The organism is Kitasatospora sp. NPDC059827 (assembly GCF_042731675.1).
In the GTDB taxonomy this organism is placed as follows: domain Bacteria; phylum Actinomycetota; class Actinomycetes; order Streptomycetales; family Streptomycetaceae; genus Kitasatospora.
Genome location: NZ_JBHWIV010000036.1, coordinates 41,163 through 67,770, shown reverse-complemented (window position 1 = coordinate 67,770; position 26,608 = coordinate 41,163). Strand labels below are relative to the sequence as shown.

General features: G+C 74.4%; 22 protein-coding genes, 1 tRNA gene and 1 riboswitch. Of the genes, 17 read left to right on the top strand and 6 right to left on the bottom strand.

The window, feature by feature from the left end; all coding sequences use genetic code 11:
• Positions 1-5 precede the first annotated feature (5 nt).
• Positions 6-1,346, bottom strand: a complete 1,341-nt coding sequence (murA, locus tag ACFV8H_RS22865) for a UDP-N-acetylglucosamine 1-carboxyvinyltransferase (protein WP_375882997.1) — start codon at positions 1,344-1,346, stop codon at positions 6-8.
• Positions 1,347-1,645: 299 nt separating this feature from the next.
• Between murA and ACFV8H_RS22860 the strand changes: the two genes are divergently transcribed.
• The 6 genes from ACFV8H_RS22860 (at position 1,646) to ACFV8H_RS22835 (ending at position 9,031) form a co-directional block, all read left to right on the top strand.
• Positions 1,646-2,239: a YqgE/AlgH family protein gene (locus ACFV8H_RS22860; protein WP_375883000.1), complete on the top strand. Its 594-nt coding sequence runs from the start codon at positions 1,646-1,648 to the stop codon at positions 2,237-2,239.
• Positions 2,240-2,348: 109 nt separating this feature from the next.
• Positions 2,349-2,633 carry a DUF3039 domain-containing protein gene (locus tag ACFV8H_RS22855; RefSeq protein WP_360239079.1) on the top strand — a complete coding sequence of 95 codons (285 nt, stop codon included), beginning with the start codon at positions 2,349-2,351 and terminating at the stop codon, positions 2,631-2,633.
• 91 nt (positions 2,634-2,724) lie between these two features.
• Complete coding sequence (locus ACFV8H_RS22850; RefSeq protein ID WP_380402866.1) at positions 2,725-4,335, top strand: beta-N-acetylhexosaminidase; 1,611 nt, start codon at positions 2,725-2,727, stop codon at positions 4,333-4,335.
• Positions 4,336-4,659: 324 nt separating this feature from the next.
• Positions 4,660-5,526 (top strand): FAD binding domain-containing protein, encoded by an 867-nt coding sequence (locus ACFV8H_RS22845; protein WP_375883450.1) that lies wholly within the window; start codon positions 4,660-4,662, stop codon positions 5,524-5,526.
• Entirely contained in the window at positions 5,523-6,704 is a 1,182-nt protein-coding gene (locus ACFV8H_RS22840; protein ID WP_380402863.1) for a 2Fe-2S iron-sulfur cluster-binding protein, read from the top strand. Before ACFV8H_RS22845 ends, ACFV8H_RS22840 begins: the two co-directional genes overlap by 4 nt.
• Positions 6,701-9,031 carry a xanthine dehydrogenase family protein molybdopterin-binding subunit gene (locus ACFV8H_RS22835; protein WP_380402860.1) on the top strand — a complete coding sequence of 777 codons (2,331 nt, stop codon included), beginning with the start codon at positions 6,701-6,703 and terminating at the stop codon, positions 9,029-9,031. The genes ACFV8H_RS22840 and ACFV8H_RS22835 overlap by 4 nt, the downstream gene beginning before the upstream one ends.
• A 143-nt stretch (positions 9,032-9,174) precedes the next feature.
• On the opposite strand, the gene ACFV8H_RS22830 is transcribed toward ACFV8H_RS22835, so the two are convergent.
• Positions 9,175-9,246, bottom strand: a tRNA-Cys gene (locus ACFV8H_RS22830).
• 80 nt (positions 9,247-9,326) lie between these two features.
• Positions 9,327-9,395: riboswitch (guanidine-III (ykkC-III) riboswitch) on the top strand.
• Between the two features lie 44 nt (positions 9,396-9,439).
• On the opposite strand from ACFV8H_RS22830, the gene ACFV8H_RS22825 reads away from it, so the two are divergent.
• On the top strand, positions 9,440-9,754 hold the full coding sequence (locus tag ACFV8H_RS22825) for a DMT family transporter (RefSeq protein WP_375883009.1): 315 nt from the start codon (positions 9,440-9,442) through the stop codon (positions 9,752-9,754).
• 96 nt (positions 9,755-9,850) lie between these two features.
• Positions 9,851-11,290, top strand: coding sequence for an MFS transporter (locus ACFV8H_RS22820; protein ID WP_380402857.1), 1,440 nt, complete (start codon positions 9,851-9,853; stop codon positions 11,288-11,290).
• A 7-nt stretch (positions 11,291-11,297) separates the two neighbouring features.
• Here the strand turns inward: ACFV8H_RS22820 and ACFV8H_RS22815 are convergent, their stop codons facing one another.
• Positions 11,298-12,611 (bottom strand): hypothetical protein, encoded by a 1,314-nt coding sequence (locus ACFV8H_RS22815; protein WP_380402854.1) that lies wholly within the window; start codon positions 12,609-12,611, stop codon positions 11,298-11,300.
• Between the two features lie 447 nt (positions 12,612-13,058).
• On the opposite strand from ACFV8H_RS22815, the gene ACFV8H_RS22810 reads away from it, so the two are divergent.
• The 3 genes from ACFV8H_RS22810 to ACFV8H_RS22800 are packed head-to-tail and all read left to right on the top strand — an operon-like array spanning position 13,059 to position 17,559.
• Positions 13,059-13,700, top strand: a complete 642-nt coding sequence (locus ACFV8H_RS22810) for a class F sortase (RefSeq protein WP_380402852.1) — start codon at positions 13,059-13,061, stop codon at positions 13,698-13,700.
• Positions 13,697-15,013, top strand: a complete 1,317-nt coding sequence (locus ACFV8H_RS22805) for an alpha/beta hydrolase (RefSeq protein WP_380402850.1) — start codon at positions 13,697-13,699, stop codon at positions 15,011-15,013. Before ACFV8H_RS22810 ends, ACFV8H_RS22805 begins: the two co-directional genes overlap by 4 nt.
• Complete coding sequence (locus ACFV8H_RS22800) at positions 15,010-17,559, top strand: phosphatidylglycerol lysyltransferase domain-containing protein (protein ID WP_380402847.1); 2,550 nt, start codon at positions 15,010-15,012, stop codon at positions 17,557-17,559. Before ACFV8H_RS22805 ends, ACFV8H_RS22800 begins: the two co-directional genes overlap by 4 nt.
• A gap of 108 nt (positions 17,560-17,667) precedes the next feature.
• Here ACFV8H_RS22800 and ACFV8H_RS22795 read toward each other — a convergent pair whose 3' ends face one another.
• Positions 17,668-18,096 (bottom strand): SsgA family sporulation/cell division regulator, encoded by a 429-nt coding sequence (locus ACFV8H_RS22795; RefSeq protein WP_380402844.1) that lies wholly within the window; start codon positions 18,094-18,096, stop codon positions 17,668-17,670.
• A 310-nt stretch (positions 18,097-18,406) separates the two neighbouring features.
• Between ACFV8H_RS22795 and ACFV8H_RS22790 the strand changes: the two genes are divergently transcribed.
• The 3 genes from ACFV8H_RS22790 (at position 18,407) to ACFV8H_RS22780 (ending at position 22,138) form a co-directional block, all read left to right on the top strand.
• Positions 18,407-20,239, top strand: coding sequence for a DEAD/DEAH box helicase (locus tag ACFV8H_RS22790; protein ID WP_380402888.1), 1,833 nt, complete (start codon positions 18,407-18,409; stop codon positions 20,237-20,239).
• A 372-nt stretch (positions 20,240-20,611) separates the two neighbouring features.
• Positions 20,612-21,262 (top strand): helix-turn-helix domain-containing protein, encoded by a 651-nt coding sequence (locus ACFV8H_RS22785; RefSeq protein ID WP_350564128.1) that lies wholly within the window; start codon positions 20,612-20,614, stop codon positions 21,260-21,262.
• A 69-nt stretch (positions 21,263-21,331) separates the two neighbouring features.
• Positions 21,332-22,138: a S16 family serine protease gene (locus tag ACFV8H_RS22780; protein WP_380402841.1), complete on the top strand. Its 807-nt coding sequence runs from the start codon at positions 21,332-21,334 to the stop codon at positions 22,136-22,138.
• Between the two features lie 11 nt (positions 22,139-22,149).
• Here the strand turns inward: ACFV8H_RS22780 and ACFV8H_RS22775 are convergent, their stop codons facing one another.
• The gene (locus ACFV8H_RS22775) at positions 22,150-22,731 is read right to left on the bottom strand and encodes an Lrp/AsnC family transcriptional regulator (RefSeq protein WP_380402838.1); all 582 of its coding nucleotides are present in this window, start codon (positions 22,729-22,731) and stop codon (positions 22,150-22,152) included.
• A 192-nt stretch (positions 22,732-22,923) separates the two neighbouring features.
• Between ACFV8H_RS22775 and ACFV8H_RS22770 the strand changes: the two genes are divergently transcribed.
• The gene (locus ACFV8H_RS22770; protein WP_380402835.1) at positions 22,924-23,466 is read left to right on the top strand and encodes a VOC family protein; all 543 of its coding nucleotides are present in this window, start codon (positions 22,924-22,926) and stop codon (positions 23,464-23,466) included.
• 43 nt (positions 23,467-23,509) lie between these two features.
• On the opposite strand, the gene ACFV8H_RS22765 is transcribed toward ACFV8H_RS22770, so the two are convergent.
• Positions 23,510-24,055, bottom strand: coding sequence for a hypothetical protein (locus ACFV8H_RS22765; RefSeq protein ID WP_380402833.1), 546 nt, complete (start codon positions 24,053-24,055; stop codon positions 23,510-23,512).
• Between the two features lie 145 nt (positions 24,056-24,200).
• Between ACFV8H_RS22765 and ACFV8H_RS22760 the strand changes: the two genes are divergently transcribed.
• Entirely contained in the window at positions 24,201-24,923 is a 723-nt protein-coding gene (locus ACFV8H_RS22760; protein WP_375883033.1) for a response regulator transcription factor, read from the top strand.
• The gene (locus ACFV8H_RS22755) at positions 24,920-26,407 is read left to right on the top strand and encodes a sensor histidine kinase (protein WP_380402830.1); all 1,488 of its coding nucleotides are present in this window, start codon (positions 24,920-24,922) and stop codon (positions 26,405-26,407) included. Before ACFV8H_RS22760 ends, ACFV8H_RS22755 begins: the two co-directional genes overlap by 4 nt.
• Positions 26,408-26,608: the final 201 nt, after the last annotated feature.

The following is a 26,608-nucleotide window of genomic DNA, read 5'->3' as shown; positions in this document are numbered from 1 at the left end:
GGTCGTTACGCGTCGACCAGCTGCTCGCTGGGCAGCTCGACGTGGGCGCCGAGGTCCCGCAGCTTCTCCATGAAGTTCTCGTAGCCGCGGTTGATCAGGTCGATGCCGTGCACGGTCGAGGTGCCCTCGGCCGCCAGCGCCGCGATCAGGTACGAGAAGCCGCCGCGCAGGTCCGGGATGACCAGCTCGGCGCCCATCAGCTTGGACGGGCCGGACACCACCGCGGAGTGCAGGAAGTTGCGCGCGCCGAAGCGGCACGGGGTGCCGCCCAGGCACTCGCGGTAGAGCTGGATGTGCGCGCCCATCTGGTTGAGCGCGCCGGTGAAGCCCAGCCGCGACTCGTACACCGTCTCGTGGACGATGGACAGGCCGGTGGCCTGGGTCAGCGCGACCACCAGCGGCTGCTGCCAGTCGGTCTGGAAGCCCGGGTGCACGTCGGTCTCCAGAGCGATCGCCTTGAGCTCGCCGCCCGGGTGCCAGAAACGGATGCCCTCGTCGTCCACCTCGAAGGCGCCGCCGACCTTCCGGAAGGTGTTGAGGAAGGTCATCATCTCCAGCTGGCGGGCGCCGCGGACGTAGATGTCGCCCTTGGTCGCCAGCGCCGCGCAGGCCCAGGAGGCGGCCTCCAGCCGGTCCGGCAGGGCCCGGTGGTTGTAGCCGTTCAGCTCGTCCACACCGGTGATCAGGATGGTGCGGTCGGTGCCCAGGGTGATGATCGAGCCCATCTTCTGCAGCACGCAGATCAGGTCGACGATCTCCGGCTCGATGGCCGCGTTGCGCAGCTCGGTGACGCCCTCGGCGAGGACGGCGGTGAGCAGCACCTGCTCGGTCGCGCCGACCGAGGGGTAGGGCAGCTCGATCTTGGTGCCGCGCAGCCGCTGCGGGGCCACCAGGTAGGTGCCCTGCGGGTGCTTCTCGATGGTGGCGCCGAACTGGCGCAGCACCTCGAAGTGGAAGTCGACCGGCCGGCCGCCGATGTCGCAGCCGCCCAGGCCCGGGATGAAGGCGTGGCCGAGGCGGTGCAGCAGCGGGCCGCAGAACAGGATCGGGATCCGCGAGGAGCCCGCGTGGGCGTCGATGTCGGCGACGTTGGCGCTCTCGACGTGCGAGGGGTCGAGGATCAGCTCGCCGTCCTCGTCGCCGGTGCGCACGGTCACACCGTGCAGCTGCAACAGGCCGCGGACCACCTTGACGTCGCGGATGTCCGGGACGTTGCGCAGTCTGCTGGGGCCCTGGCCGAGGAGGGCGGCGACCATGGCCTTGGGGACCAGGTTCTTCGCACCGCGGACGCGGATCTCGCCTTCGAGCGGGTTTCCGCCGTGGACCAGCAGGACGTCGTCGGTCATCGTTCTCGCAATCCGGGGTGCCAGAGGAGTGGGAACGGTTCCGTCACGGAACCGCTGGTGGACCGGTGGTACAGGCGTACGGGCGCGTTCGGGCCCCCGGAGAATCCGAGTCGGCACCGTAGAGGGGCGTCCACCATCCGTAGATGGTAGTGGGCGTCCCGATGGTTCCCGTTTGCCTCTCCCGTGATGGTGCTCTCTCCGGCCCGGCTCCCGCCCGCCGGTTCGGCCGTACGGGTGCTCGTCCGGCGTGGCGGGGTTTCGGGTGTTGCGGTGTCCGGCCGGTGCCGTTCTGCGGGATCATGTGTGGCATGACGGCGGCCCATTCGCACGGAGGCCGGTCCCACACCGGCCGTCTGCTCGTCGCGACGCCCATGCTCACCGACCCGAACTTCGCCCGGGCGGTGGTGCTGCTCCTCGACCACGACGCCGAGGGGGCGCTCGGCGTGGTGCTCAACCGGCCGACGCCGGTCGAGGTGGGCAGTGTGCTGGACGGCTGGGGCAGACTCGTCGGGCAGCCCGCGGTGGTGTTCCAGGGCGGGCCGGTGGCGCTGGACTCGGCGCTCGGCCTGGCCGTCGCGCCGGGGGAGCCGGGCACCGGGGAGCCGCTCGGCTGGCGCCGGGTGCACGGCGCGATCGGCCTGGTCGACCTGGAGGCGCCGCCGGAGGTGCTGGCCGGGGAGCTGGGCAGCCTGCGGATCTTCGCCGGGTACGCGGGCTGGTCGCCGGGCCAGCTGGAGTCGGAGCTGGGGAGCGGCGCCTGGTACCTGGTGGACTGCGAGCCGGGGGACGTCTCCAGCCCGGAGCCGGAACGGCTGTGGCGCTCGGTGCTGCGCCGCCAGCGCAGCCCGCTGGCCCTGCTGGCGACCTACCCGGACGACCCGACGATGAACTAGGGCGTGTCCGGCCCGTCCGGCCCGTCCGGCCCCGTGCCGACGCCCGTGGAACCCGGGCCGCCGCGTGACACTGGCCCGGTTTCCCGGGGCGCCCATAGACTTGGCACCCATGAGCACTCTTGAGCCCGAGCGCGGCCTCGGCACCGGCACCCTGGTCGAGCCCGTCCCCCAGGTGTCCCACGGGGACGGCGACCACGAGCGCTTCGCGCACTACGTCCAGAAGGACAAGATCATGGAGAGCGCGCTCTCCGGGTCCCCGGTGGTGGCGTTGTGCGGCAAGGTGTGGGTGCCCGGGCGCGACCCGAAGAAGTACCCGGTCTGCCCGATGTGCAAGGAGATCTACGACGGCATCGGCAAGCCGCAGGGCGGCGACGGGGACAACGGCGGCAAGTAGTCCGCCGCCGTCTGCAGGACGCCGTTTTGCATAGCACCGCGTTTCCCAGGTGGTCTATGCCAATCGTTCGGGGCCTGGGCAGGATGTCGGAATGGACCTCATTCCCGCACCTTCGAGTGCCGTCCGGCGCCCGGACGGGGACTTCCCGCTCGACGCCGCCACCACGCTGACCGCACCGCCCGCACTGGCCGACGCCGAGCGCTGGCTGCGCGGCACGCTGTCCGCCGCCACCGGGCTGCCGCTCGGCCCGGGCCGGCCGGGCACGGGCATCGAGCTGGTCCTGGACGACACCCTGGCCGCCGAGGCGTACCGGATCGCGGTGCGCCCCGGCCACGCCCTGCTCACGGCCGGCGGACCGGCCGGCGCCCTGTGGGCGGCCCAGACCCTGCGGCAGCTGCTCGGGCCGGACGCCTACCGCCGCTCCCCGCTGCGCGCCGAGGGCTGGGTGCTGCCCGGCGCGGACATCGCGGACGAGCCCCGGTTCGGCTGGCGCGGCGCGCTGCTGGACGTCGCCCGGCACTTCCTGCCCAAGTCCGACCTGCTGCGCTTCGTCGACCTGCTGGCCGCGCACAAGCTCAACGTGCTGCACCTGCACCTGACCGACGACCAGGGCTGGCGGGTGGAGATCAAGCGCTACCCGCGGCTGACGGAGCGCGGCGCCTGGCGGGAGCGCTCGATGGTCGGCTACCGGTCCGCGCAGCGCCGGGACGACCGCCCGCACGGCGGCTACTACACCCAGGACGACCTGCGCGAGATCGTCGCCTACGCGGCCGCGCGCGGGGTCACCGTCGTCCCGGAGATCGACCTGCCCGGCCACACCCAGGCCGCCGTCGCCGCCTACCCCGAGCTGGGCAACACCGACGTGGTGGACACCGCCGCGCTCGGCGTCTGGACCGACTGGGGGGTGAGCCACCACGTGCTCAACGCCTCCGAGGAGACCCTGCGCTTCTTCGAGGGGGTGCTGGAGGAGGTCCTGGAGCTGTTCCCGTCCGAGTTCGTCCACCTCGGCGGCGACGAGTGCCCCAAGGAGCAGTGGAAGGACAGCGCCGCCGCCCAGGCCCGGATCCGCGAGCTGGGCCTGGCCAACGAGGACGAGCTGCAGAGCCACCTCATCCGGCACTTCGACCGCTGGCTGGCCGAGCGCGGCCGCCGGCTGATCGGCTGGGACGAGATCCTGGAGGGCGGGCTGGCCCCCGGCGCCGCCGTTTCCTCGTGGCGCGGCTTCGGCGGCGGGATCGCGGCCGCGAAGGCCGGGCACGACGTGGTGATGTGCCCCGAGCAGCACGTCTACTTCGACCACCGGCAGGCGGACGGGCCGGACGAGCCGGTCCCGGTCGGCTTCGTGCGCACGCTGGAGGACGTCTACCGCTTCGAGCCCGTCCCCGAGCAGCTGGACGGGGAGGCCGCCCGGCACGTCATCGGCACCCAGGCCAACCTGTGGAGCGAGTTCATGGACAGCGCCCGGGACATCGACTACCGGGCCTTCCCCCGGCTGGTCGCCTTCGCCGAGGTCGCCTGGTCCGCGCTGCCCGCCGTGCCCGCCGAGCGCGACTACGCCGGCTTCGAGCGGCGGCTGCGGGGCCACCTGGCGGTGCTGGACGCGCTGGGCGTCGAGTACCGCCCGGCCGACGGGCCGCACCCCTGGCAGCGTCGGCCCGGGGTGGCGGGGCGGCCGATCGAGGGGCCGCCGCCGGTGCGCTGAGGCGGTGCGCGCGGTGCGCTGATGTGTTCGTCGGGAACTTATGGACGGTCATCTGACGTCAAGAAGAGATGAACATCTGCCCCGGTCCCGTTCGGGTCGGGGCAGATACCGCCCGGTATCCGTCCCAATCGGGCAGTCCCGTTCACCGGTCCCGAAATGATCATCGAGCATTGTGTGCCAGAGTTGCCCAACCCGGCCCGATCGCCCGTACCCTACGGCCAGGCCGGGCTGCTGACGCGGACAGTGCAGTGCGGCCACGGCCGCGGGCGGCAGACGATCGATGAGCAAGTGGAGCACGGTGGGACCCAGGTGAACCGGACGATCATGCTGCCGGCCTCGCTCGACGAGGCCGTCGACGCGTTGGCCGCCGCCCCGGCCGCGGTACCGGTGGCCGGAGCCACCGACCTCATGGAAGCCGTCAACGCCGGACGGCTGCGCCCCGCCGCCCTGGTCGGCCTCGGCCGGATCACCGAACTGCGCGGCTGGCGCTACGAGGACGGCGGCACCGCGGTGCTCGGCGCCGGCCTCACCCACGCCCGGATGGACCGCCCCGACTTCGCCGCGCTCATCCCCGCCCTCGCCGACGCCGCCCGCACCGCCGGCCCGCCGCAGGTCCGCAACGTCGGCACCCTCGGCGGCAACATCGTCACCGCCGCCCCGGCCGGCGACACCCTCCCGGTGCTCGCCGCCCTGGAGGCCAGCGTCACCCTCGCCCGGGCCGGCGGCAGCCGCGAGGTGCCGGTCAGTCACCTGCTCACCGGACTCGACCCGGTGCGCCCCGGCGAACTGCTCACCTGGGTGCGGGTCCCGCTGCTGCACGCGCCGCAGGTCTTCCTCAAGGCCACCGGCCGCAGCGGCCCGGCCCGCGCCACCGCCTCCGTCGCGCTCGTCCTCGACCCCGCCCGGCGCGCCGTGCGCTGCGCCGTCGGGGCCGTCGCCCCGGTGCCGCTGCGCCCGCTGGAGGCCGAGGCCTGGGTGGCCGGCTGCATCGACTGGGACGGCAGCCGGGAGATCGACCCGGCCGCGGGCGCCGCCTTCGGCGAGTACGTCGCCGCCGCCTGCGTCCCCGACAACTACGGTGCCGAGGGGGCCTGGGAGGCCGCGACCGAGGGGCCGACCGCGGCCGCCGTCCGGCTGCGGCGTACCGTATCGGTGCTGGCCCGACGGGCACTGGGAAGGGCGCTGAAGTGACCACAGACCCCATCGAGACCCTCGACGCCGACCCGCTCGGCCTCACCCCGCAGGTCAGCCGGGAGCTGCGCCCGTGCGCCTCCTACACGCTGCGGGTCAACGGTTTCGAACGGCCCGTCACCGACGCCTGGATCGGCGAGAGCCTGCTCTACGTGCTGCGCGAGCGGCTCGGCCTGGCCGGCGCCAAGGACGGCTGCGAGCAGGGCGAGTGCGGGGCCTGCTCGGTGCAGGTGGACGGCCAGCTGGTGGCCGGCTGCCTGGTGCCCGCCGCGCTGGCCGCCGACAGCGAGATCAACACCGTCGAGGGCCTGTCGGCCGGCGGCGGCGCGAGCGACGTCCAGCAGGCGCTGGCCGCCTCCGGCGCCGTGCAGTGCGGCTACTGCACCCCCGGCATGGCGATGGCCGTGCACGACCTGCTCCAGCGCAACCACCGGCCCACCGAGGTCGAGGCCCGGCAGGCGCTGTGCGGCAACCTGTGCCGCTGCACCGGCTACCGCGGGGTGCTGGCCGCCGTGCAGACCGTCGCGGACGCCCGCGCGCTGGAGGTCGAGGAGGCCGAGGAGGCCGCCGCCGCGGCCGCCGAGGGGAACACCGGCGCCCCGGCCGCCGCCGTCGAGCCGGAGCCGGCCGTCGAACCGCCGGTCTACGCCGACTCCGAGGCCTGGATCGAGCACGTCCCGCAGCCGCCCGTCGAACCGGCCCCCGCCCCGGTGCCCGCCCAGGCCCAGGCCCCGCTGCCGGCCCCGGCCCCCGCCGAGCAGCCGTACGGCGACGGCGGCTACGACACCGGCGTGTACGACACCTCCGCGCTGACCGGGATGCAGCCCGGCATCCCCGCCCAGGCCGTCGGCGACCAGGTGTACTACCCGCAGGGCTACCCCGAGCAGCCCTACCAGGCCACCCCCGCGCACGGCACCTACGTGCCGGCCGGCTACCCGGACGGCCACCAGCAGCACACCGGCTACGACACCGGCTACGACGCCCCGGTCTACGAGCCCACCCCCGCACATGGCACCCCGCTGCCCGGCGCCGTCCACGACGGCACGCCCCCGCACGGCACCCCGTACGCGGACCCGCACGGCACCCCGGCCGAGGCCGGCGTCCCGACCACCGGCGTCCCCTACGGCGCCACCCCCGCCCACGGCATCCGGCTCCCCGAGGACGACCACGCATCATGACGTCGCCTACCGACATCGGCGCAGCACTCCAGCAGGACGGCGGCGAGGGCGGCGCCGGACCGGAGCCCTTCGGCCTGGGCAGCTCCCCGCTGCGCAGCGACGCGCTGCCCAAGGCGCTCGGCATCTACCCGTACGCGGCCGACCTCTGGGCCGAGGGGCTGCTGTGGGGCGCGGTGCTGCGCTCGCCGCACCCGCACGCCCGGATCCGCGGCATCGACACCTCGGCCGCGCTCGCCCTGCCCGGGGTGCACGCCGTGGTCACCGCCGCCGACCTGCCGCCCGGCCCGGACGGCCAGCCGGACGGCGCCCCGGCCGGCCCGATCGTCTCCGACCGCCCGGTGCTGGCCGCCGGCGTGGTCCGCCACCACGGCGAGCCGATCGCCGCGGTCGCCGCCGACCACCCCGACACCGCCCGGCTGGCCGTCGGCCTGATCGCGGTCGACTACGAGCCGCTGGAGGCGGTCACCGACCCCGAGCAGGCCTTCACCGCCCCGGCGCTGCACCCGGACGGCAACCTGTTCCGCCACCTGCCGCTGCGCACCGGGGACCCGGACGCGGCCGGCGAGATCATCGTCGAGGGCCTCTACCAGGTCGGCCGGCAGGACCCGGCCCCGCTCGGCGCCGAGGCCGGGCTGGCCGTGCCGCGCCCGGACGGCGGCGTCGAGCTGCACCTGTCCTCCACCGACCCGCACGGCGACCGCGACCGCACCGCCGCCTGCCTCGGCCTGGAGCCGGACAGGGTGCGCCTGGTGGTCACCGGCGTGCCCGGCGCCACCACCGACCGCGAGGACCTCTCCTTCCAGGTCACCCTGGCGCTGCTGGCGCTGCGCACCGGCCGCCCGGTGAAGATGACCCTCACCCGCGAGGAGTCCTTCCACACCCACACCTCGCGCCACCCCGCGCTGCTGCGCTACCGCCACCACGCCGACGCCGACGGCACCCTGGTGAAGGTGGAGGCGCAGATCCTGCTGGACGGCGGCGCCTACGCCGACGTCTCCGCCGAGGCGCTGGCCGCCGCGACGGCCTTCTCGGTCGGCCCGTACGTCTGCCCGAACGTGTTCGTGGACGCCTGGGCGGTGCGCACCAACAACCCGCCGGCCGGGCGGATGCGCGGCGAGGGCGCGCTCCAGGCCTGCTTCGCGTACGAGTCGCAGCTGGACCAGCTGGCCGCCCGGGTGGGCGTGGACCCGGTGGAGATCCGCCGCCGCAACGCGATGTCCACCGGCGACCCGCTGCCCACCGGACAGGCCGTCACCTGCCCCGCCCCGGTGAAGGCGCTGCTGGACGCGGTGGCCGCCGAGCCGCTGCCGGCCCTGCCGGTGGACGACCCGGACGCCGAGTGGCTGCTGCCCGGCGGTCCCGGCGGGGCCGGGGACCCGGCCGCGGTGCGGCGCGGGATCGGCTACGCCGTCGGCATGGTGCACATGCTGGGCGCCGAGGGCGAGGACGAGGTCTCCACCGCCACCGTGCGGGTCAGCGGTGACCACGCCACGGTGATCTGCGCGGCCGTCGACGCCGGGCAGGGCTTCGCCACGCTGGCCCGGCAGATCGTGCAGACGGTGCTGGGCGTCAGCGAGGTCTACATCGCGCCGGCCGACAGCGACCAGTCGATCGCCGGGCCCTCCGCCCGGGGCCGGCACACCTGGGTCTCCGGCGGGGCGGTCGAGCGGGCCGCGCTGATGGTCCGCCACCAGCTGCTGCAGCCGATCGCGGCCGACTTCGGGATGTCGGTGGAGCTGCTGCAGATCGCGGACGGCAAGATCACCTCCTACGACGGGGTGCTCGGCATGCCGGTCGCGGAGGCGCTGGAGGGCAAGGAGCTCTGGGCCACCGCGCAGTGCCGCCCGCACCCGACCGAGCCGCTGGACGAGTCCGGACACGGCGACGCCTTCGTCTCCATCTCCTTCTGCGCGATGCGCGCGGTGGTGGACGTGGACATCGAGCTGGGGGCCGTCCGGGTGGTCGAGATGACCGTCGCCCAGGACGTCGGCCGGGCGCTGAACCCGCGCCAGATCGAGGACCGGATCGAGGCGGGCGTGGCCCACGGCGTGGGACTGGCGCTGATGGAGGACCTCCAGACCTCGGGCGGGGTGATGACCAACGCCTCGCTCACCGGCTACCGGCTGCCGACCTCGCTGGACACTCCCGAGGTGCGGATCGCCGCGCTGCTGGAGGAGCGGGACGTGGTCGCCACCTTCGGGGCCAAGGCGGTCAGCGCGGTGCCCGCGGTGGTCGCTCCCTCGGCGGTCGCCGCCGCCGTCCGGGCCGCCACCGGGCTGCCGGTGGGCCGGCTGCCGATCCGCCCGGAGGACGCCGTCACGGCCTGAGCCGGCGCCCTCGGCCGTCGGGCCCCGCCGCCGCGGGTGCCCGTCGGGTCGGGCCGTCGGGCCGGGCCGCCTGGCCGGCCGGAAACGGAACGGGAAATGCGGAATTGCCGGTCGACTTCGGTCGACCGGCAATTCCCCTTTCGAGGCCGTGGCGGGAATTGAACCCGCGTACATCGCTTTGCAGACGATTCCCTGAGCCACTCGGGCACACGGCCAGTGAATTCAGGATGGCGGACGGGCCGAATGGGGTCAATGACGTTGTGTAAATTCTGTGTGGCAATGTGTGCTACGGTCGGAGCAGGTGGTTGATTCCCCGCCACCCCGGACGAGCGCGTCGTACCCGGTGACGACAAGACGGCGCAGTTCAGCGGCAATCCGGCCGCTGTGGACTGCGGAGGTACGGCCGTCATGGCTTGGCTCGTTCTGATCGTCTCGGGTCTCCTGGAGACCGTCTGGGCAGTGGCCCTGGAATCGTCCAAGGGCTTCTCCCGCCTCGTTCCCAGCCTCGTCTTCGGCGTCGCGCTGCTGTTCAGCATGGGCGGGCTGGCGTACGCGATGCGCACCATCCCGATCGGCACCGGCTACGCGGTCTGGGTCGGCATCGGCGCGGTCGGCACCGCGGTCTACGGCATGGCCGTCCTGGGCGACGCGGTGACCATGGCCCGGATCGGCTGCCTGCTGCTGATCGTCTGCGGCGTGGTGGGGCTCAAGGTGCTGCACTGACGCCTGCCCCCGGGGCCGGACCTAGGCCCTGCGACGGACCCGGTCAGGGACTCCGGTCAGGAGTCAAGGACGCGGACGGCTCTTACGATGTTACGTATGACCACTGCCTCCCCCACCTCGGTCGACTCCCCCTCGATACCCTCCGGAGCTGACCCCGGGGGCGGGGTCATGAGCGGCCGTTTCCGGGCCCTGACGCTCGGGATCGTGTCGGTCGTGCTGGTGATCGCCTTCGAGGCGACCGCCGTCAACACCGCGATGCCGACCGCGGCCCGGCAGCTGGACGGTCTGGGGCTGTACGCCTTCGCCTTCTCCGGTTACTTCACCACCACGCTGTTCGCCCTGGTCGTCTCCGGCCAGTGGTGCGACCGGCGCGGCCCGCTCCAGCCGCTGTTCACCGGCATCGCGGTGTTCGGCGCGGGCCTGGTGGTGGCCGGGACGGCGCCGGGCATGTGGGTGTTCGTGGCCGGGCGGGCGATCCAGGGGCTGGGCGGCGGGCTGGTGATCGTCGCGCTGTACGTGGTGGTCGGCCGGGCCTACCCGGAGCGCCTGCGGCCGGCGGTGTTCGCCGCCTTCTCCTCGGCCTGGGTGCTGCCCTCGATCGTCGGGCCGCTGGTCTCCGGGGCCGTCACCCAGCACCTCGGCTGGCGCTGGGTGTTCCTGGCGGTGCCGGTGCTGATCCTGCTGCCGCTGGCGGTGATGGGCCCGGCGCTGGCCCGCTCCGAGCGGGACCACCCGGTGCTCAAGGGTGCCGACTTCGACCGCCGCCGCACCCTGCTGGCCGCGATGGCGGCGGTCGGCGCCGGCCTGCTGCAGTACGCCGGCCAGCGCCGGGACCTGGTCGGACTGCTCCCCGGCGTCGCCGGTGCGGCGCTGCTGGCCCCGGCCGTGCTGGGGCTGCTGCCGAAGCGGACCCTGCGGGCCGGGCGCGGGCTGCCGACGGTGATCCTGCTGCGCGGGCTGGCGGCGGGGGCGTTCCTCGGCGCCGAGGCCTTCGTCCCGCTGATGATGACCACCGAGCGCGGCCTCTCGCCGACCCTGTCCGGGCTCACCCTGACCAGCGGTGGGCTGACCTGGGCGCTGGGCTCCTGGCTGCAGGGCCGCCCGGGGGCCGAGCGGTACCGCGAGACGATGATCCGGGGCGGCTTCGTGCTGACGGCGGTGGCGATCGCGGCCGCCGCGCTGGTGCTGGTCCCGGCGGTGCCGGCCTGGGTGGCCTCGGTGGCCTGGGGCGTCGGCGGCATCGGGATGGGGCTGACGGTCGCGAGCGTCAGCGTGCTGATGATGAAGCTCTCCGCGCCCGAGGACGCCGGGGCGAACTCGGCCGCGCTGCAGATGAGCGACGCCCTGGGCAACGTGCTGCTGACCGGCCTGGCCGGGGTGCTGTTCGCGGCGCTGGGCGGCGGGTCACTGGCCGCGGCGCACGAGGGCGCCGGGGCCGACGGCTCGCCCGGCGCCTTCGCGGTGATCCTGCTGGTGATGGCCGCGGTGGCGGCGCTGGGGGCGCTGCTCGCCGGGCGGGTGCGGGTCCGGGCCTGACCTGCGGTCAGGACGCGGTGGCGGTGGCGGTGGGGGAGGGGGAGGCGGCCGGCGGCGCGGCCGGGGTGCCGAGGAAGGCCTCCCAGCCGCCGGCCGGGGACTGGCCCGGGCCGAGGCCCTGGAGCTTGCGCAGCACCGCCGGGTCCTGGGCGTCCAGCCAGTCGACCAGTTGGCGGAAGGAGACCAGCCGCACCTCGGGCTTGCCCGCGATCGACTTGAGCACGTCCTCGACGGCGTTCATGTAGATGCCGCCGTTCCACTCCTCGAAGTGGTTGCCGATGATGTACGGCGCCCGGTTGCTGTTGTAGGTGCGGTCGAAGCCCATCAGGTAGGAGTCCCGGGCCTGGGCCTGGAAGCCCGGGTAGAGCGCCGGGTCGGCCTTGGTGTTGGGGCCGCACTGGTTGAACATGATGTTGTAGTCCATCGACAGCACCTGGAAGGTGTGCCCGGGGAAGGGGATGGACTGCAGCGGGAGGTCCCAGAGCGCGCCGCCCTGGATCTTCTGCGGCCAGACCTGGGTGCCGTTGCCGCTGCTGTCGTAGCGCCAGCCGCGCTTGACGGCGGTGGGCAGCAGGTTGCGCTGGCCCTCCAGGCAGGGGGTGCGGCTGCCGATCAGCTCCTTGCGGTAGTCGAAGGGCAGGGCCGGCAGGTCGGTGAAGCCGGTGTTGGTGCGCCAGCTCGTCACGAACTCCATCGCCTGCTGGATCTCGCTCTCCCACTCCTCCGGGGACCACGCGCTGACGCCGGTGGGGCCGCAGAAGTGGCCGTTGAAGTGGGTGCCGATCTCGTGGCCCTCCAGCCAGGCGGCGTGCACGTTCTCCAGGGTGTCGTGGATGTGCTGGTCGCTCAGGTAGCCGATCTCGGAGGCGCCGACCTTGTGCTGCGGCGGGCGGTACAGGTCCTTCTTGGACTCCGGCAGCAGGTAGAGCCCGCTGAGGAAGAAGGTCATCGAGGCGTTGTGCTCCTGGGCCAGCCGGCGGAAGCGCGCGAACAGCCCGTTGTCGAGCTCGCCGGCGCCGTCCCAGGAGAAGACCACGAACTGCGGGGGCCGCTGGCCGGGCTGGAGCCGGTCCGGGACGGGCTGGTGGGGCTGGGGGCCGGTGTCCGAGGTGGAACCGTCGCCGAGCAGGACGGCCTGCGGCTTCTGCGGGACCGCGGCGGGGGTGGCGCTCTGCCCCTCGGGCGCCGGGGTGGCCGGGGCCGCGCCGCCGGCCGCGTGCTCCCCGCCCCCGCCGGCCCGGTCGCTGCCGCAGCCCGCCGCCAGGGTGGCGGCGCCGGCCGCTCCGGCGGCCAGCAGGGTTCGGCGGGAGAGCGCGTCCATGGTCACTCCGTTCGTGAGGTGTTCGACGGGCGGGCGGAGTCCGGCAGGCGCTCGCGGGGGGCGTGCGGGGTGCGTGCGGGGCGCGCGGAGGTCCGGTCGGCCCGGAGGGGGTGGAGCCCGTGACCGGGTCAGGATGGCATGTGGGCCGGAACGGTCGTAGAGGCGCAGCGAACGGTCGTGATCGATCGCCCGATTGACGCAACCGAAACGGCGGGCCGAAACGTCGAAGGTGTTCGTACGGGTGGGAGCGCCGCCCCCGGACGCGGAAGCGGAACGTCACGTACCGTGGCCGCCCACCCACTCCGTGCAGGTCCGGAGCCGTCATCCCTGCCGATCGGCGGGTACGGATACGACCGTCGTGGGGACGTGCCTTAGGGTCCGATCCGATTGAATGAGTTCCCAGCAAACTCTCAGGAATGGGATCCGGGCCGGCAGAAGGGAGCACCCGTGGGCGTCCAGCAGAGCAGGAGCCCCTGGCCGGGCACCCTGGCGGCCGGCGCCGCCCTGGTGTTCGGGGCCTGGCTGCTGCACGAGGGCGGCGCGCCCGTGCTGCCGCCGCTGCCGAGCGGACAGGCGCTGTCGGGCTTCGCCCCGGTCTCCGTCGTCCCCCCGCTCGGCCCGTCCGCCCCGACCCGGATCCGCATCCCGGCCGTCCGTCTGGACGCCCCCGTCACCGAGCTGGGACTGGACCCCGACGGCCACCTCCAGGCCCCGCCCGCGGCCGACCGCAACCTCGCGGGCTGGTACCGCGGCGGCGCCGCCCCCGGCCAGCGCGGCACCGCCATCCTGGCGGGCCACGTCGACAACAAGGCCGGACCGGCCGTCTTCTACCACCTGGGAGCACTCCACCGGGGCGACCGGATCGAGATCGCCCGCGCCGACGGCGCCACCGCCGTCTACCAGCTGTACGCCATCGAAGTGCACGACCGAAAGGACTTCCCGGACGACCGGGTCTACCGCCAGGCCGCCGACGCTCAGCTGCGGGTGATCACCTGCGGCGGCGCGTACAGCGAGGAACACGGCTACGAGGGAAACGTCGTCGCCTACGGATTCCTGGCCGACACCACACCGCCGGGCAAAGCCGCATGACCACGCTCACCCTCGCCACCCGCTGGAACCCGATCGACTGGCCGCTCACCCACGGCCCCGTCCCGCAAGCCGTCCTGCTGGCCGGCTGGGCGGCGCTGGCCCTGCTGGCGTTCTCCCGGCACCGGCGGTGGCGCGCCCCGCGCATGCTCGGCGCCCTGGCGCTCGGCGCCGTGCTGACCGTCCTGGTGAAGATCGTCGTCGACGACTGGTGGCACCCGTTCCCCGAGGGCACCCCGGACTTCGTGCTGCGCTGGATAGCCGTCGGCCTGTTCGGCACGGCCCTGCTCTGCTTCCGTGCGTCGCTGTTGACCGTGCGCGGCCGGTGCTTCGCGGTCGGCGGCGTGGTCCTGGTGGTGCTGATGGCCGCGTCGCAGATCAACCGGGGCTTCGACCAGTACCCGACCGCCCGGGCCATGCTGGCCCCGCACACCGACGAACTGGCCACCGGCAAGGTGGCCGCCACCGTGCAGGGCGGGTCCGACCGCCCGCTCGCCGAGGTCTGGCACGCGCCGCCCGGCCTGCCGGCCAAGGGCACCCTCTCCACCGTGACCGTCCCCGGTACCGCGTCGGGCTTCTCCGCACGCCCCGGGTACGTCTACCTACCGCCCGCCTACCGGGCCACCCCCCGGCCGTTGCTGCCCGTGGTCGTCCTGCTGGCCGGCCAGCCCGGCGGGCCCGAGGACTGGGTGAACTCCGGAGCCGTCCGGCAGACCCTGGACGACTTCGCGGCCCGGCACCAGGGCCTCGCGCCGATCGTGCTGGTCGCCGACCAGACCGGCGGCAACTTCGCCAATCCGCTCTGCATGGACTCCCAGATCGCCAAGTCGCAGACCTACCTGGCCGTCGACGTCCCGAACTGGATCCACCACAACCTGCAGACCGCCACCGGCCGCGGCGCCCTCGCCATCGGCGGGCTCTCGCTCGGCGGGACGTGCGCGCTGCAACTGGCCGTCAACGCGCCCGAGGTGTACGGGACCTTCCTGGACATCTCCGGACAGGAGGAGCCGACCTTGGGCACCCACCAGGAGACCGTGGACAAGGCCTTCGACGGCGACGAAGCGGCCTTCGCCGCCGTCGACCCGGTGCACGTGATGGCCCGCAAGAAGTTCCCCGACACCGCCGGCATGATCGTGGTCGGCGCCGACGACCCGTGGTTCCGGCCAGGCCAGGAGAAGATCCACGCGGCCGCGCAGGAGGCCGGGATGAAGGTCGGCTTCCAGACCATCCCCGGCTGGCACAGCTGGGTGGTGTTCCGAAAGGCCCTGGAGCAGAACCTGCCCTGGCTCGCCCAACAGACGGGACTGATCCGGTGACCCGATTGCTCGCGCGGCCGACCGCAGCGCCGTCGGCCACGGCGGCCGAACCGGACGCCCACCTGGCCCCGGTCACCCCGACGCCGGAGGTCGGGCCGCAGCGGATCCGCCGGGCCGTCCGGATGCTCGGCGACCGGCTGCGCTCGGCGCCGCTGACCCTGGCGCTGCTGGCCGGGTTCTGGGCCCTCGGCGCGGCGACCGGCAGCCTGTCCGGCGGTCCGTCCGGGCGGCTGCTCGCCCGGGTCGGCGTCGGCCTGCCCACCCTCGGCGAGGGCCGCTGGTGGACGCCGGTCAGCTCGCTGTCCTTCTCCACGGGCATCGGCTCGTACGTCTTCACCAGCCTGCTGCTGCTCCTGGTCGGCCCGGCCGCCGAGCGCCGGTTCGGCCGGCTGCGCACCCTCGCGCTGCTGGTCGGCGGGCAGGTGGCCGGCACCCTGCTGGGCACCGGGCTGGTCGCGTTCGGCTCCTCGGCCGGGGAGCAGTGGACCGCCTCGGTGGCCGACCAGACCTCGGTCGGGCCCGCCGTCGGCCTGTTCACCTTGGCCGGGGTGCTCGGCTACCGGCTCACCGTGCTCTGGCGCCGCCGGCTGCACCTGCTGGTGCTGCTCGTCCCGCTGGTCATGACCCTGTACGTGGGGCACCTGCAGAGCGTCCAGCGCTGCGCCGGCGCGCTGTTCGGCCTCGGCCTGGGCGCCCTGCTCAGCCGCGGCCGCCCGTACCTGCGCACCCACCGCTCCTCGCACGGCGAGACCCGGGTGCTGGTCGCGCTCTGCCTGGTCGCCGCCGCCTGCGGGCCGCTGATCGCCTCGCTGTACGACAACGCCAGCGGTCCGTTCAACACCTTCTCCGAGCTGTACCTCTCGCACCGGCTCAGCCCCGAGGAGGTGGCCGACTTCTGCGCCGCCTCGGCGCACGACTGCGCTCGGGCGCACGCCGTCGAGCGGATATTCGACACCCCCGCCCGGCTGATGGCCGCGCTCTTCCCGGCCCTGCTGCTGGTGCTCGCCGAGGGGCTGCGCCGGGGCCTGCGGTTCGCCTGGCGGATCAGCGTCGTCACCGAGGTGCTCTGGGCCGCGCTGCTGGCCTGGCTGTACTTCGAGTCCGGGCCGGTCAGCGGGGACGCGGTGCAGTACTTCGTCGAGGCGATGCTGCTGCCGCTGCTGACCACCGTCCTGCTGCTGGCCACCCGGCAGCGGTTCCGGCTGCGGCTGGCCGGCCGGGCGGTGCGCCGGCTGGCCGCCGTGGTCGGCGGGGCCGCGCTGGTGGCGGCGGCCGCGTACGTGGGCCTCGGGCGGCTGGCGGCCGGGCAGTTCGAGCCGGGTGCGGGCGTGCGCGGGCTGGTGAACGGGCTGCCCGCCCAGTTCCTGCCGCCCGCGTACAACGACCTGCTGCCGGACTACCCGATAGCCGTCGGCCCGATGGCGCTGTTCCTGGAGACGTACTGCGGGCTGGCGTTCTGGGTCGTCGCGCTGCTCGCGCTGCTGTCGGCGTTCCGCCGTCCGGTGCTGCGCACCGACACGGCGGCGGCCGCCCGGGCCCGGGCGCTGCTCGCCGAGCACGGCGGCGGGACGCTGTCCTTCATCACCACCTGGGAGGGCAACCACTACTGGTTCGACGAGCAGGGCCGCGCGGCCGTCGCCTACCGGGTGGTCGGCACCGTGGCGCTGACCACCGGCGACCCGTTCGGCGCCCCGGAGGCGCGGGCCCGGGCGGTGGCCGGATTCGCCCGCTACTGCGACGCCCGCGGCTGGACGCCGTGCTTCTACAGCGTCTGCGCCGAGACCAGGGCGGCGGCCGCGCAGCTGGGCTGGCGCTCGGTGCAGGTCGCCGAGGACACCGTGGTGCCGCTGCCCGAACTGGCCTTCACCGGCCGCAAGTGGCAGGACATCCGCACCGCCCTGAACAAGGCCGGGAAGCAGGGCATCACCGCGGAGTGGTGGACCTACCAGGAGGCGCCGCTCGCGCTGCGCGACCAGATCCGGGCCATCTCCGAGGAGTGGGTCTCCGAGAAGGGCCTGCCCGAGATGGGCTTCACGCTCGGCGGGCTGGAGGAGCTGGACGACCCGGACGTGCGGGTGCTGATCGCGGTGGACCAGGACCGGGTGGTGCACGGGCTCACCAGCTGGATGCCGGTGTACGAGGACGGCGTGCCGGTCGGCTGGACGCTCGACTTCATGCGGCGGCGCTCGGACGGCTTCCGCGGCGTGAACGAGTTCCTGATCGCCTCGGCCGCGCTCGGCTTCAAGGGCGAGGGCGCCCGCTTCCTCTCGCTGTCGGGGGCACCGCTGGCCCGCGCCCGGCAGGACGAGGAGCCCGCCGGCCTGCAGCGGATGCTGGACTGGATGGGCCGGGTGCTGGAACCGGTGTACGGCTTCCGCTCGCTGCTGGCGTTCAAGGCGAAGTTCCAGCCGGAGTACCGGCCGATGTACATGGCGTACCCCGACCCGGCCGCGCTGCCCGGCATCACCAGGGCGATCGGCAAGGCCTATCTGCCGCACCTCACGGCGGCGCAGGGGGTCCGGCTGATGCGCAAGCTGTCCGGCTGAACCGGCTGAACCGGCTGAACCGGCTGGACCGGTGCTCGGGCGAGCGGCGCCCCCGGCCCCGACCCCGGGCCCCGACCCCGGGCCCCGGGCCCGGGGGCCGCGCCCCCGTCAGCCGAGCAGCTGGGCGAGGGCGCGGTCGGCGTCCAGGTGCAGGTGCTCCTCGCCCTCCGGGACGAGCAGGCGGCTGCGCCACAGGAACCGGCGCAGGTCCCCGGTGTCGAACCGGAGCAGCGCGGTGCCCTCCGGGGCCCGCAGCTCGACCATGGTGCGCCGGGCGGGGGCGGGGCGGACGTGGACGTCGCCGACCCCGGCCGGCAGCTCCAGGCCGGCCGAGAGCAGCTGGCGGGCGAACACCCAGACGATGTCCTCGTCGGCCCGCTCGTCCGCGGGCCCGTCCAGCGAGAACTCGGCCGGGAAGGCCATCCGGACCGCGTACGGGTCCTCCGGCAGGTACGACAGGACCACGCACAGCCGGGCGGAACGCTGCGGGGAGAGGATCAGGCGGGCCTGGACGGTCTCTTCGACGGCGGAGTACAAGGGGTGGGTCCCTTCGTTCGGTGCGGGCCGCCCGACGGCAGGTGGGGTTGGGGCGGCCTCACCCTGGTGAGAGTCCCGGGGCCGGTGGGGATTACCCGGTTCCGCGGCGGAATCGACGTGACCTGCGTCACAGCGATTTCCGGCCGCCCGGGCCCGGCGCGGAGCCCGGCCTGGAGGCCCGAACGGCGCCGGGCCGGTACGCTGGGCGGGTTGTCCGATCGCCGCCCGACCGCGGGGCGGGGCCGCCAAACCGCCCCTGACCTGCGATGATCCCCCCTCGGAGACCGTGAGTACTGCCGCCGCCTCCTCGATGCCGCTGTTTTCCGACGCACCGGAGCAGCAGGAGCCCGCCCGGGTCGTCGGCCACGCCGCGCCCGCCGCCTCGCACCACCTCTCCCCGGCCTTCCCCGGTCGTGCCCCCTGGGGCACCGCGGGCAAGCTGCGGGCCTGGCAGCAGGGTGCGCTGGACAAGTACATCGAGACCCAGCCGCGGGACTTCCTCGCGGTCGCCACCCCGGGCGCCGGCAAGACCACCTTCGCCCTCACCCTGGCCTCGTACCTGCTGCACAACCACCTGGTGCAGCAGGTGACCGTCGTCGCCCCGACCGAGCACCTCAAGAAGCAGTGGGCCGAGGCCGCCGCACGGATAGGCATCCGGCTGGACCCGGCGTACTCCTCCGGCCCGCTCTCCCGGGACTACCACGGCATCGTGGTCACCTACGCGGGCGTCGGGGTCAACCCGATGCTGCACCGGAACCGGACCGAGGCCCGCAAGACCCTCGTGATCATGGACGAGATCCACCACGCCGGTGACTCCAAGTCCTGGGGCGAGGCCTGCTTCGAGGCCTTCGAGCCGGCCACCCGCCGGCTGGCGCTGACCGGGACGCCGTTCCGCTCGGACACCAACCCGATCCCCTTCGTGGCCTACGACGCGGGCAGCGACGGCATCCGCAAGTCCATCGCCGACTACACCTACGGCTACGGGCACGCGCTCGCCGACCACGTCGTCCGCCCGGTGATCTTCCTCAGCTACAGCGGCAACATGCGCTGGCGCACCAAGTCCGGCGACGAGCTGGAGGCCCGGCTCGGCGAGCCGATGACCAAGGACCTGATCGCCCAGGCCTGGCGCACCGCGCTCTCCCCGCAGGGCGAGTGGATCCCCTCCGTCCTCCAGGCCGCCGACCGCCGGCTCACCGAGGTCCGCAAGGCGATCCCGGACGCCGGCGGACTGGTGATCGCCACCGACCAGAACGTGGCCCGCGCCTACGCCAAGATGCTGCGCGAGATCAGCGGCGAGAAGGTCACCCTGGTGCTCTCCGACGAGACCGAGGCCTCGAAGCGGATCTCCGACTACGCGGAGGGGACCTCGCGCTGGATGGTCGCCGTCCGCATGGTGTCCGAGGGCGTCGACGTGCCCCGGCTGTGCGTCGGGGTGTACGCCACCTCGATCTCCACCCCGCTGTTCTTCGCCCAGGCCGTCGGCCGCTTCGTGCGCGCCCGCAAGCGCGGCGAGACCGCCTCGGTGTTCCTGCCGACCATCCCGATGCTGCTGGGCTTCGCCAACGAGATGGAGCTCCAGCGCGACCACGTGCTGGACCGGCCGAAGAAGGAGGGCGACGGCCTCTTCGACGAGGAGGACCGGCTGCTCGCCGAGGCCGAGCGCGCCAACGACGGGCCGGACGGCGCGGGCGGCGAGGAGTTCTCCTACGAGGCGCTGGGCTCCGAGGCGGTCTTCGACCGGGTGCTGTACAACGCCATGGAGTTCGGCATGCAGGCCCACCCGGGGAGCGAGGAGGAGGAGGACTACCTCGGCATCCCGGGCCTGCTGGAGCCGGACCAGGTGCAGATGCTGCTGCAGAAGCGCCAGCACCGGCAGATCCAGCGCAGCAAGACCAAGCCCGCCGAGGAGGCCGACCTGCTGGAGCTCCCGGCCGAGCAGCGGCCGGTGGTCACCCACCAGGAGCTGCGCGAGCTGCGCAAGGAGCTGAACGCGCTGGTCGCCGCCTGGCACCACCGCACCAACCAGCCGCACGGCACCGTCCACAACGAGCTGCGCCGCCAGTGCGGCGGGCCGCTGACCGCGCAGGCCACCGCCAACCAGTTGACGGCGCGGATCGCCAAGATCCGGGAGTGGGCGAAGTAACGGTCCGGCAGGCGGATCCGGGCCGCCGCGGCCCGGACCGCCTCCCCCCGGGGTGTCCGGACATCGGACCGGGGTCGAACTGACGCCCTGGTCGGGCCGGTGGAACGGCAGGTTTTGTCCGGAATTCCCGGCGGCGGCGATGACGATCACGACCGAATTTTGGACAACCACTTCCGCCGCGGGAATTCCTTCACTACCTTTCCCCCACGCTCTTCCGCCGGGCAACCCCCGCGGGACGGGCTCCGCAGGACCGTGCGGTCGTCAAGGACGACGCCGCACGGCCCGAGCGCGGCCACCCCCACCTGCGCGCGACACCGACCTTTTGGCCCGGCGCCGCACGCCCCGCGAGCGCCGCGGAAAGGACTGCCCGTCGTGACAGCAGAGACCTCCCAGACACTGGACCGCGGCGTCCGCGTCCTCAAGCTCCTCGCCGACTCCGAACGCGGGCTCACCGTCACCGAGCTGGCCGCCCGGCTCGCCGTCAACCGCACCGTGGTCTACCGGCTCCTCGCCACCCTGGAGCAGCACGGCCTGGTCCGCCGCGACATCGGCGGCCGGGCCCGGGTCGGCCTCGGCGTGCTGCGCCTGGCCCACCGGGTGCACCCGCTGCTGCGCGAGGCCGCACTCCCCGCCCTGCGCAGCCTCGCCGAGGACCTCGGCGCCACCGCCCACCTGACCCTGGTGGACGGCAACGAGGCGCTGGCCGTCGCCGTCGTCGAGCCCAGCTGGACCGACTTCCACGTCGCCTACCGCACCGGCCTGCGCCACCCGCTCGGCGAGAGCGCGGCCGGCCGGGCGATCCTGGAGGCCCGCGGCTTCCCCAGCCAGCGCCGGCCCGAACAGGGATTCGTCATCACCCGTGCGGAGGAGCAGTCCGGGGCCAGCGGGGCCGCCGCCGCGCTGCTCGGGCTGAGCGGCATCGAGGGCAGCGTCGGCGTGGTGATGCTCAACGGACTGGTGCCCGAACGGGTCGGCCCCCGGGTGGTGGAGGCGGCCACCGAGGTGGCCGACGCCCTGAGGTAGCGCCCGCCCCCCGGCGCGGGGCGAGCGGGCGAACCACGCAGGAGTGTCGGGTGTGTTTGGATTCCCCTTGTGTCCGACACCAAGCTGCCCAAGGCCCTCCCGTCCCCGCGGACCCGCTCGCTCGCGCTCTGCGGGGTCCTGGTCGCCGCGCTGTTCGGCGTGGCGGCCTTCGTCCCGCTGCCGTACACGATCACCTGGCCGGGCCTGACCGCGGACACCCTCGGCAGCTATCAGGACCGGCCGGTGCTCACCATCACCGGGGCGCCGCTGCGCAGCACCGAGGGCGAGCTGCGGATGGTCACCATCTCGGCCACCAACCCGGGGCAGAAGACCACGTTCTGGCGGGGCCTGCGGGCGTGGTTCGACCCGAAGGAGGCCGTCCGGCCGACCGAGACGGTGTACCCGCAGAGCAACCCGGCCAAGGCGGAGCAGGTGACGGCCCAGCAGATGGCCGAGTCCCAGGACAGCGCCACCGCGGCCGCGCTCGGCTACCTCCACCTCTCGCCGGCCCAGGTGAAGGTCAAGGTCGACCTGGGTGACGTGGGCGGCCCCAGCGCCGGACAGATGCTGGCGCTGGGCATCGTCGACAAGCTGGCCGGCGACGGCAAGGGCGGCGACCTCACCGGCGGGCTCAGGATCGCGGGCACCGGCACCATCGACGACGACGGCACCGTCGGCCCCGTCGGCGGCGTCCCGTTGAAGACCCAGGCGGCGGCCCGGGACGGCGCCACGGTGTTCCTGCTGCCCAAGGACGAGTGCACGGACGCCAAGGTGAACACCCCCAAGACGCTGCGGCTGGTGCCGGTGGGCACGCTCGCCGAGTCGGTGCAGGCGCTCGAGGCGTTGAAGAGCGGCGGCAGCGTTCCCAGCTGCTGAGCCGCCCCGCCCTACTCGGCGGCCGCCTGGTCCACCAGCGGCAGGATCCGGTACGGCACCGGGTTCTCCAGCACGATCGCGGTGGAGGAGCGGACGATCCCGTCGAAGCCCAGCACCCGGTCGATCACCCGCTGGAGGTCCGCGTTGGAGCGGGCCACGATCCGCACCAGCATGTCCCCGATCCCGGTGATCGTGTGCAGCTCCAGCACCTCCGGCACCCGCGCCAGGTGCGCCCGTACGTCCGCGCCCTGGCCCTGGGAGATCTCCAGGGTGGCGAAGGCCGTCACGGGGTAGCCGATCGCGGCCGGGTCCACCTCCGGGCCGAACCCGCTGATCACCCCCTTGGCCTGCAGCCGGTCCAGCCGGGCCTGCACGGTGCCCCGGGCGACCTGGAGCCGGCGCGAGCACTCCAGCACGCCGATCCGGGGCTCCTCGGCGAGCAGCCGGATCAGCCGGCCGTCCAGGGCGTCGATGGTGTCGTTGCCGCCACCGCCACTGGTGCCGGTGCCGGTGCCGGCCGGGGCCGTGGGGGCGCCCTGGGGGGCGGACGGGTCGGGGGAGCCCGGGGCGCTCGGGGAGTGGGCGGGGGGCATCGCGGCTCGGTCCTCCGGTGGGCATTCTGTACAGCGGTGCCGCCGATTCTCCCGCTCCGGGGCGCAGCTTGACCAGGAGGAAACGGAACAGTTGCGCGTCGGTCGGCCCGGCGCCACCCTCCAGCCACGATCCCGTGCTCCGGGCCCCACCCCGGGCGCCGGGTGGTCCGTACGCCTACCGGGAGGGCCGTCATGACCGACACCGCCGCCGAATCCGTCCTGCTCGCCGCGGGCCCGGCCGGGGGACCGGAGGACCCGGGGCCGCTGCCGCCCGGCCGCGCCGACGCGGTGGTGTTCGTGGTCGGCGACGCCGAGCGGGCGGCCCGCCGCTACCTGGCGGCGCTCGGGCTGCGCTGTACCGCGTACGCCGGGCCGGGGACCGGCGACCCGGAGGCGGTCTCCTACGTGCTGGCCGGGCCCGGGACGCGGATCGTGCTCACCTCGCCGGTGCAGGTGATCGGCCCGCGCGGCCGGGAGCTGGCGGCGCACCTGGAGCGCTACGGGGACGGCGTGCTGGACCTCGCGGTCGGCGTGCCGGACGTCCCCTACGCGTACGACTACGCCGTGGACCGGGGTGCGCTGTCGCTGGCCGAACCGTACGAGGTGCGGGACCGGTACGGCTCGGTGGTGCTGGCCACCATCGCGGTGCCGGGCGGCTCCCGGCACACCCTGGTCGACCGGTCGGGGTACGCGGGGCCGTACCTGCCGGGGTACGAGGCCTTCGCGGGGTGGTGACCGGTACGGCGGGTGCGGTGGCGGGGGAGCGGGCGGCGGCGGGTCAGCGGACCGCCGTCTCCACGACCGGCGGGTGGCCGTTCCAGTAGACGAAGACCGAGTTGGCCTGGTTGTCCTTGGTGAAGTCCACCCGCATCCACTGGTCGCCGTTCCAGACCTGCATCTGCCAGCCCGGGTCCGGGGTGGCGGAGACCAGTGAGGCCCGGTCGGCGCGGATGTCCAGGGCGACCCGGCCGCCGGGGACGGGGTAGCTCTTCACCGTCGACGTCGGGGTGGTGGCGGCGGGCACGGGCTTCCTGGTCGGCGGGGCGGCCGCGGTGGTGACCGGGGCGTGCGCGGCGGTGGCGGCCGCGCTCGTGGTCGGGGTCGGGGAGGCCGGCGGGGAGGGTGCGTCGCCGGTCGGCGTCCGGCCGGGGGTGGCGCCCGCTCCGTACGGGGTGCTCCCGATCTTGGGGGAGGGCAGCGGCAGCGCGGTGGGCCGCTCGAACGCGGCTCCGCTGAGCACGGCGTGCACGCCGAGCCAGGACAGCGCCACCGCCGCCCCGGTGGCCGCCGCCCAGGCGCAGAGCTGTACCAGTCCGTTCCGCATCGTCCGCACATCCTGCCGCATTTCCGGGCAGGTCGTGACGGGTACCCCCGGTGTTCGGCAGGGGAGTTGCACCAGGTCCGGAGGCGGTGCGCAGCCACCCCCGAGGTACAGACCACTGCCCGCCGATGGCGTACCGTGCAGGGCCATGGCAACAGTGCTCGTGGTCGAGGACGACCCCTTCGTACGTTCCGCGCTCATCCGCCACCTGACCGACACCGGTCACGCGGTCCGCAGTGTGGGCACGGCCCTGGAGGCGCTGCGGGAGGTCGCCCAGGTCGGCTGCGACCTGGTGATCCTGGACCTGGGCCTGCCGGACCTGGACGGCAGCGAGGCGCTCAAGATGATCCGGGGACTGACCAACGTCCCGGTGATCATCTCGACCGCGCGGGACGACGAGGCCGAGATCGTCCGACTGCTCAACGACGGTGCCGACGACTACCTGGTGAAACCTTTCTCCGGGGAACACCTGAGCGCCCGGATGGCCGCCGTGCTGCGCCGGCTCGGCGGCGGCACCGCGCCCGTCGCCCAGGTGCTGCGGGTCGGCGGACTGGCCATCGACCTCCAGCGGCGCGAGGCCGTCCTGGACGGGCGGCTGCTCGACCTGACCCGGCGCGAGTTCGACCTGCTGGCCTTCCTGGCCGCCCGGCCCGGAGTGGTCGTACCGCGCAAGGAGATCCTCGCCGAGGTCTGGCAGCAGACCTACGGCGGCGACCAGACCATCGACGTCCACCTCTCCTGGCTGCGCCGCAAGCTCGGCGAGACCGCCTCCAACCCCCGCTACCTGCACACCGTCCGGGGCGTCGGGGTCCGGCTGGAGGCCGCCACCGCGGGCCCCGCGACCGGGGGCCCCGCGGAGCACCGGACATGAAGCGGTTCACCCACTCGCTGCGCTGGGCCCTGATCAAGGCCGCCGTGGCCGGGACCACCATGGTCGCGCTGGCCTTCCTCATCCCGCTCGGCCTGATGGTCCAGCAGACCGCCCGGGACCGGGCGTTCACCGCCGCCGAGCGGCAGGCCGCGGCGCTCGGGCCGGCCCTGGCGATCACCACCGACCAGGACGCCGTCAACCGTGCGCTGGCCAGCACCGACGCGGGGGGCCAGGGCCGGATGGCGGTGCACCTGCCGGTGCCCGCGGGGGAGTCCTGGGCCTCGGGCGGGGCCGGGGCGGCCGCGGGGGCCGGTGCGACCCGGGCGCCCGCGGGGTCCGGCGGGCCCGACGGGCCGACCCTCGGGGAGGGGCGCGCCGCCGCGGTGGACGTGGCCACGGCCGGCGACCAGGGCCGGGCCTTCACCGTCGCGGTGCCCGGCGGCTACGCGCTGCTCCAGCCGGTTGCGGTGGACACCGGGCGGACCGCCGTGGTCGAGGTGTTCGTCGCCGAGAGCGACCTCACCCGGGGCGTCGCCACCGCCTGGCTGGTGCTCTCCGCCGTCGCACTCGGCCTGGTCGCCCTCTCGGTGCTGGTCGCCGACCGGATGGGCGGCCGGATCGTGGCCTCCGCCCGCCGGCTGGCCGCCGCCGCCCGCTCGCTGGGCGCCGGGGACCTCGCGGTGCGCGTCCCGGTGACGGGCAAGCAGGTCGACGGCAGCCCCGAGGAACTCCGCGAGGCCGCCAACGCGTTCAACGCCATGGCCGACAGGGTGGTCCAACTCCTCGCGGCAGAGCGCGAGTTGGCCGCCGACCTGTCGCACCGACTGCGTACCCCGCTGACCGTGCTGCGGCTCAACGCCGCCTCCCTCGGCGACGGCGACGCGGCCGACGCCACCCGGCACGCGGTGGCCCAACTGGAGCGCGAGGTCGACCAGATCATCCGCTCCGCCCGCCGCGCCCCCGAGGACGCGCCCGCCGTCGCGGTCGGCTGCGACGCCGCCGAGGTGATCCGCGAACGGGTCGGCTTCTGGTCCGCGCTGGCCGAGGACGAGGGCCGCCGCTGGCAACTGGCCGGCGCCGAACGCGCCGCGCCCGTTCCCGTCCAGCGCGGCGACCTGGCCGCCGCCGTCGACGCCCTGCTCGGCAACGTCTTCCGGCACACCGCCGTCGGCACCGCCTTCTCGGTGGACGTCCTGGCCACCGAGAACGCGGTGATCGTGCTGGTCGGCGACGCCGGGCCCGGCTACAGCGACCCGGCCGCCGCCCTCAAACGCGGCGAGGGCCACGGCGGCGAGGGCTCCACCGGCCTCGGACTGGACATTGTGCGCAAGCTCGCCGAGTCCACCGGCGGCGACCTGGCACTCGGCCGCTCCGCCGTGCTCGGCGGCGCGGAGACCAGGCTGCGGCTGCGCACCCGCCCGACGGAGGCCCCGCCCGCCCGGGCCGGACGGCGGCGGACCCGGGGTGCGCTGTTCCCGAAGTGACGACGGGTCGGGAGGGGGCCTCTTCCTCCGAGGCCTACTCCTCCGGGGCCTCCTCCTCCGGGGCCTCTTCCTTAACTGCGGCCTAAGGGAGCTTCACCCCTCGCTCAGCCCGCGGTTTCCGGCCCCGGGCGCGGCTAGCGTCGGTCGCGCCGGTCACCCGACCGAGCCGGTCCGGCCGCCCGGGACGTCCCCGCGCACCTG

Bases quoted from the DNA above. Each gene is read 5' to 3' on its own strand.
- murA (WP_375882997.1), bottom strand. From the start codon at position 1,346: ATGACCGACGACGTCCTGCTGGTCCACGGCGGAAACCCGCTCGAAGGC.
- ACFV8H_RS22860 (WP_375883000.1), top strand. From the start codon at position 1,646: ATGTGTGGCATGACGGCGGCCCATTCGCACGGAGGCCGGTCCCACACC.
- ACFV8H_RS22855 (WP_360239079.1), top strand. From the start codon at position 2,349: ATGAGCACTCTTGAGCCCGAGCGCGGCCTCGGCACCGGCACCCTGGTC.
- ACFV8H_RS22850 (WP_380402866.1), top strand. From the start codon at position 2,725: ATGGACCTCATTCCCGCACCTTCGAGTGCCGTCCGGCGCCCGGACGGG.
- ACFV8H_RS22845 (WP_375883450.1), top strand. From the start codon at position 4,660: ATGCTGCCGGCCTCGCTCGACGAGGCCGTCGACGCGTTGGCCGCCGCC.
- ACFV8H_RS22835 (WP_380402860.1), top strand. From the start codon at position 6,701: ATGACGTCGCCTACCGACATCGGCGCAGCACTCCAGCAGGACGGCGGC.
- ACFV8H_RS22825 (WP_375883009.1), top strand. From the start codon at position 9,440: ATGGCTTGGCTCGTTCTGATCGTCTCGGGTCTCCTGGAGACCGTCTGG.
- ACFV8H_RS22820 (WP_380402857.1), top strand. From the start codon at position 9,851: ATGACCACTGCCTCCCCCACCTCGGTCGACTCCCCCTCGATACCCTCC.
- ACFV8H_RS22815 (WP_380402854.1), bottom strand. From the start codon at position 12,611: ATGGACGCGCTCTCCCGCCGAACCCTGCTGGCCGCCGGAGCGGCCGGC.
- ACFV8H_RS22805 (WP_380402850.1), top strand. From the start codon at position 13,697: ATGACCACGCTCACCCTCGCCACCCGCTGGAACCCGATCGACTGGCCG.
- ACFV8H_RS22790 (WP_380402888.1), top strand. From the start codon at position 18,407: ATGCCGCTGTTTTCCGACGCACCGGAGCAGCAGGAGCCCGCCCGGGTC.
- ACFV8H_RS22775 (WP_380402838.1), bottom strand. From the start codon at position 22,731: ATGCCCCCCGCCCACTCCCCGAGCGCCCCGGGCTCCCCCGACCCGTCC.
- ACFV8H_RS22770 (WP_380402835.1), top strand. From the start codon at position 22,924: ATGACCGACACCGCCGCCGAATCCGTCCTGCTCGCCGCGGGCCCGGCC.
- ACFV8H_RS22765 (WP_380402833.1), bottom strand. From the start codon at position 24,055: ATGCGGAACGGACTGGTACAGCTCTGCGCCTGGGCGGCGGCCACCGGG.
- ACFV8H_RS22760 (WP_375883033.1), top strand. From the start codon at position 24,201: ATGGCAACAGTGCTCGTGGTCGAGGACGACCCCTTCGTACGTTCCGCG.
- ACFV8H_RS22755 (WP_380402830.1), top strand. From the start codon at position 24,920: ATGAAGCGGTTCACCCACTCGCTGCGCTGGGCCCTGATCAAGGCCGCC.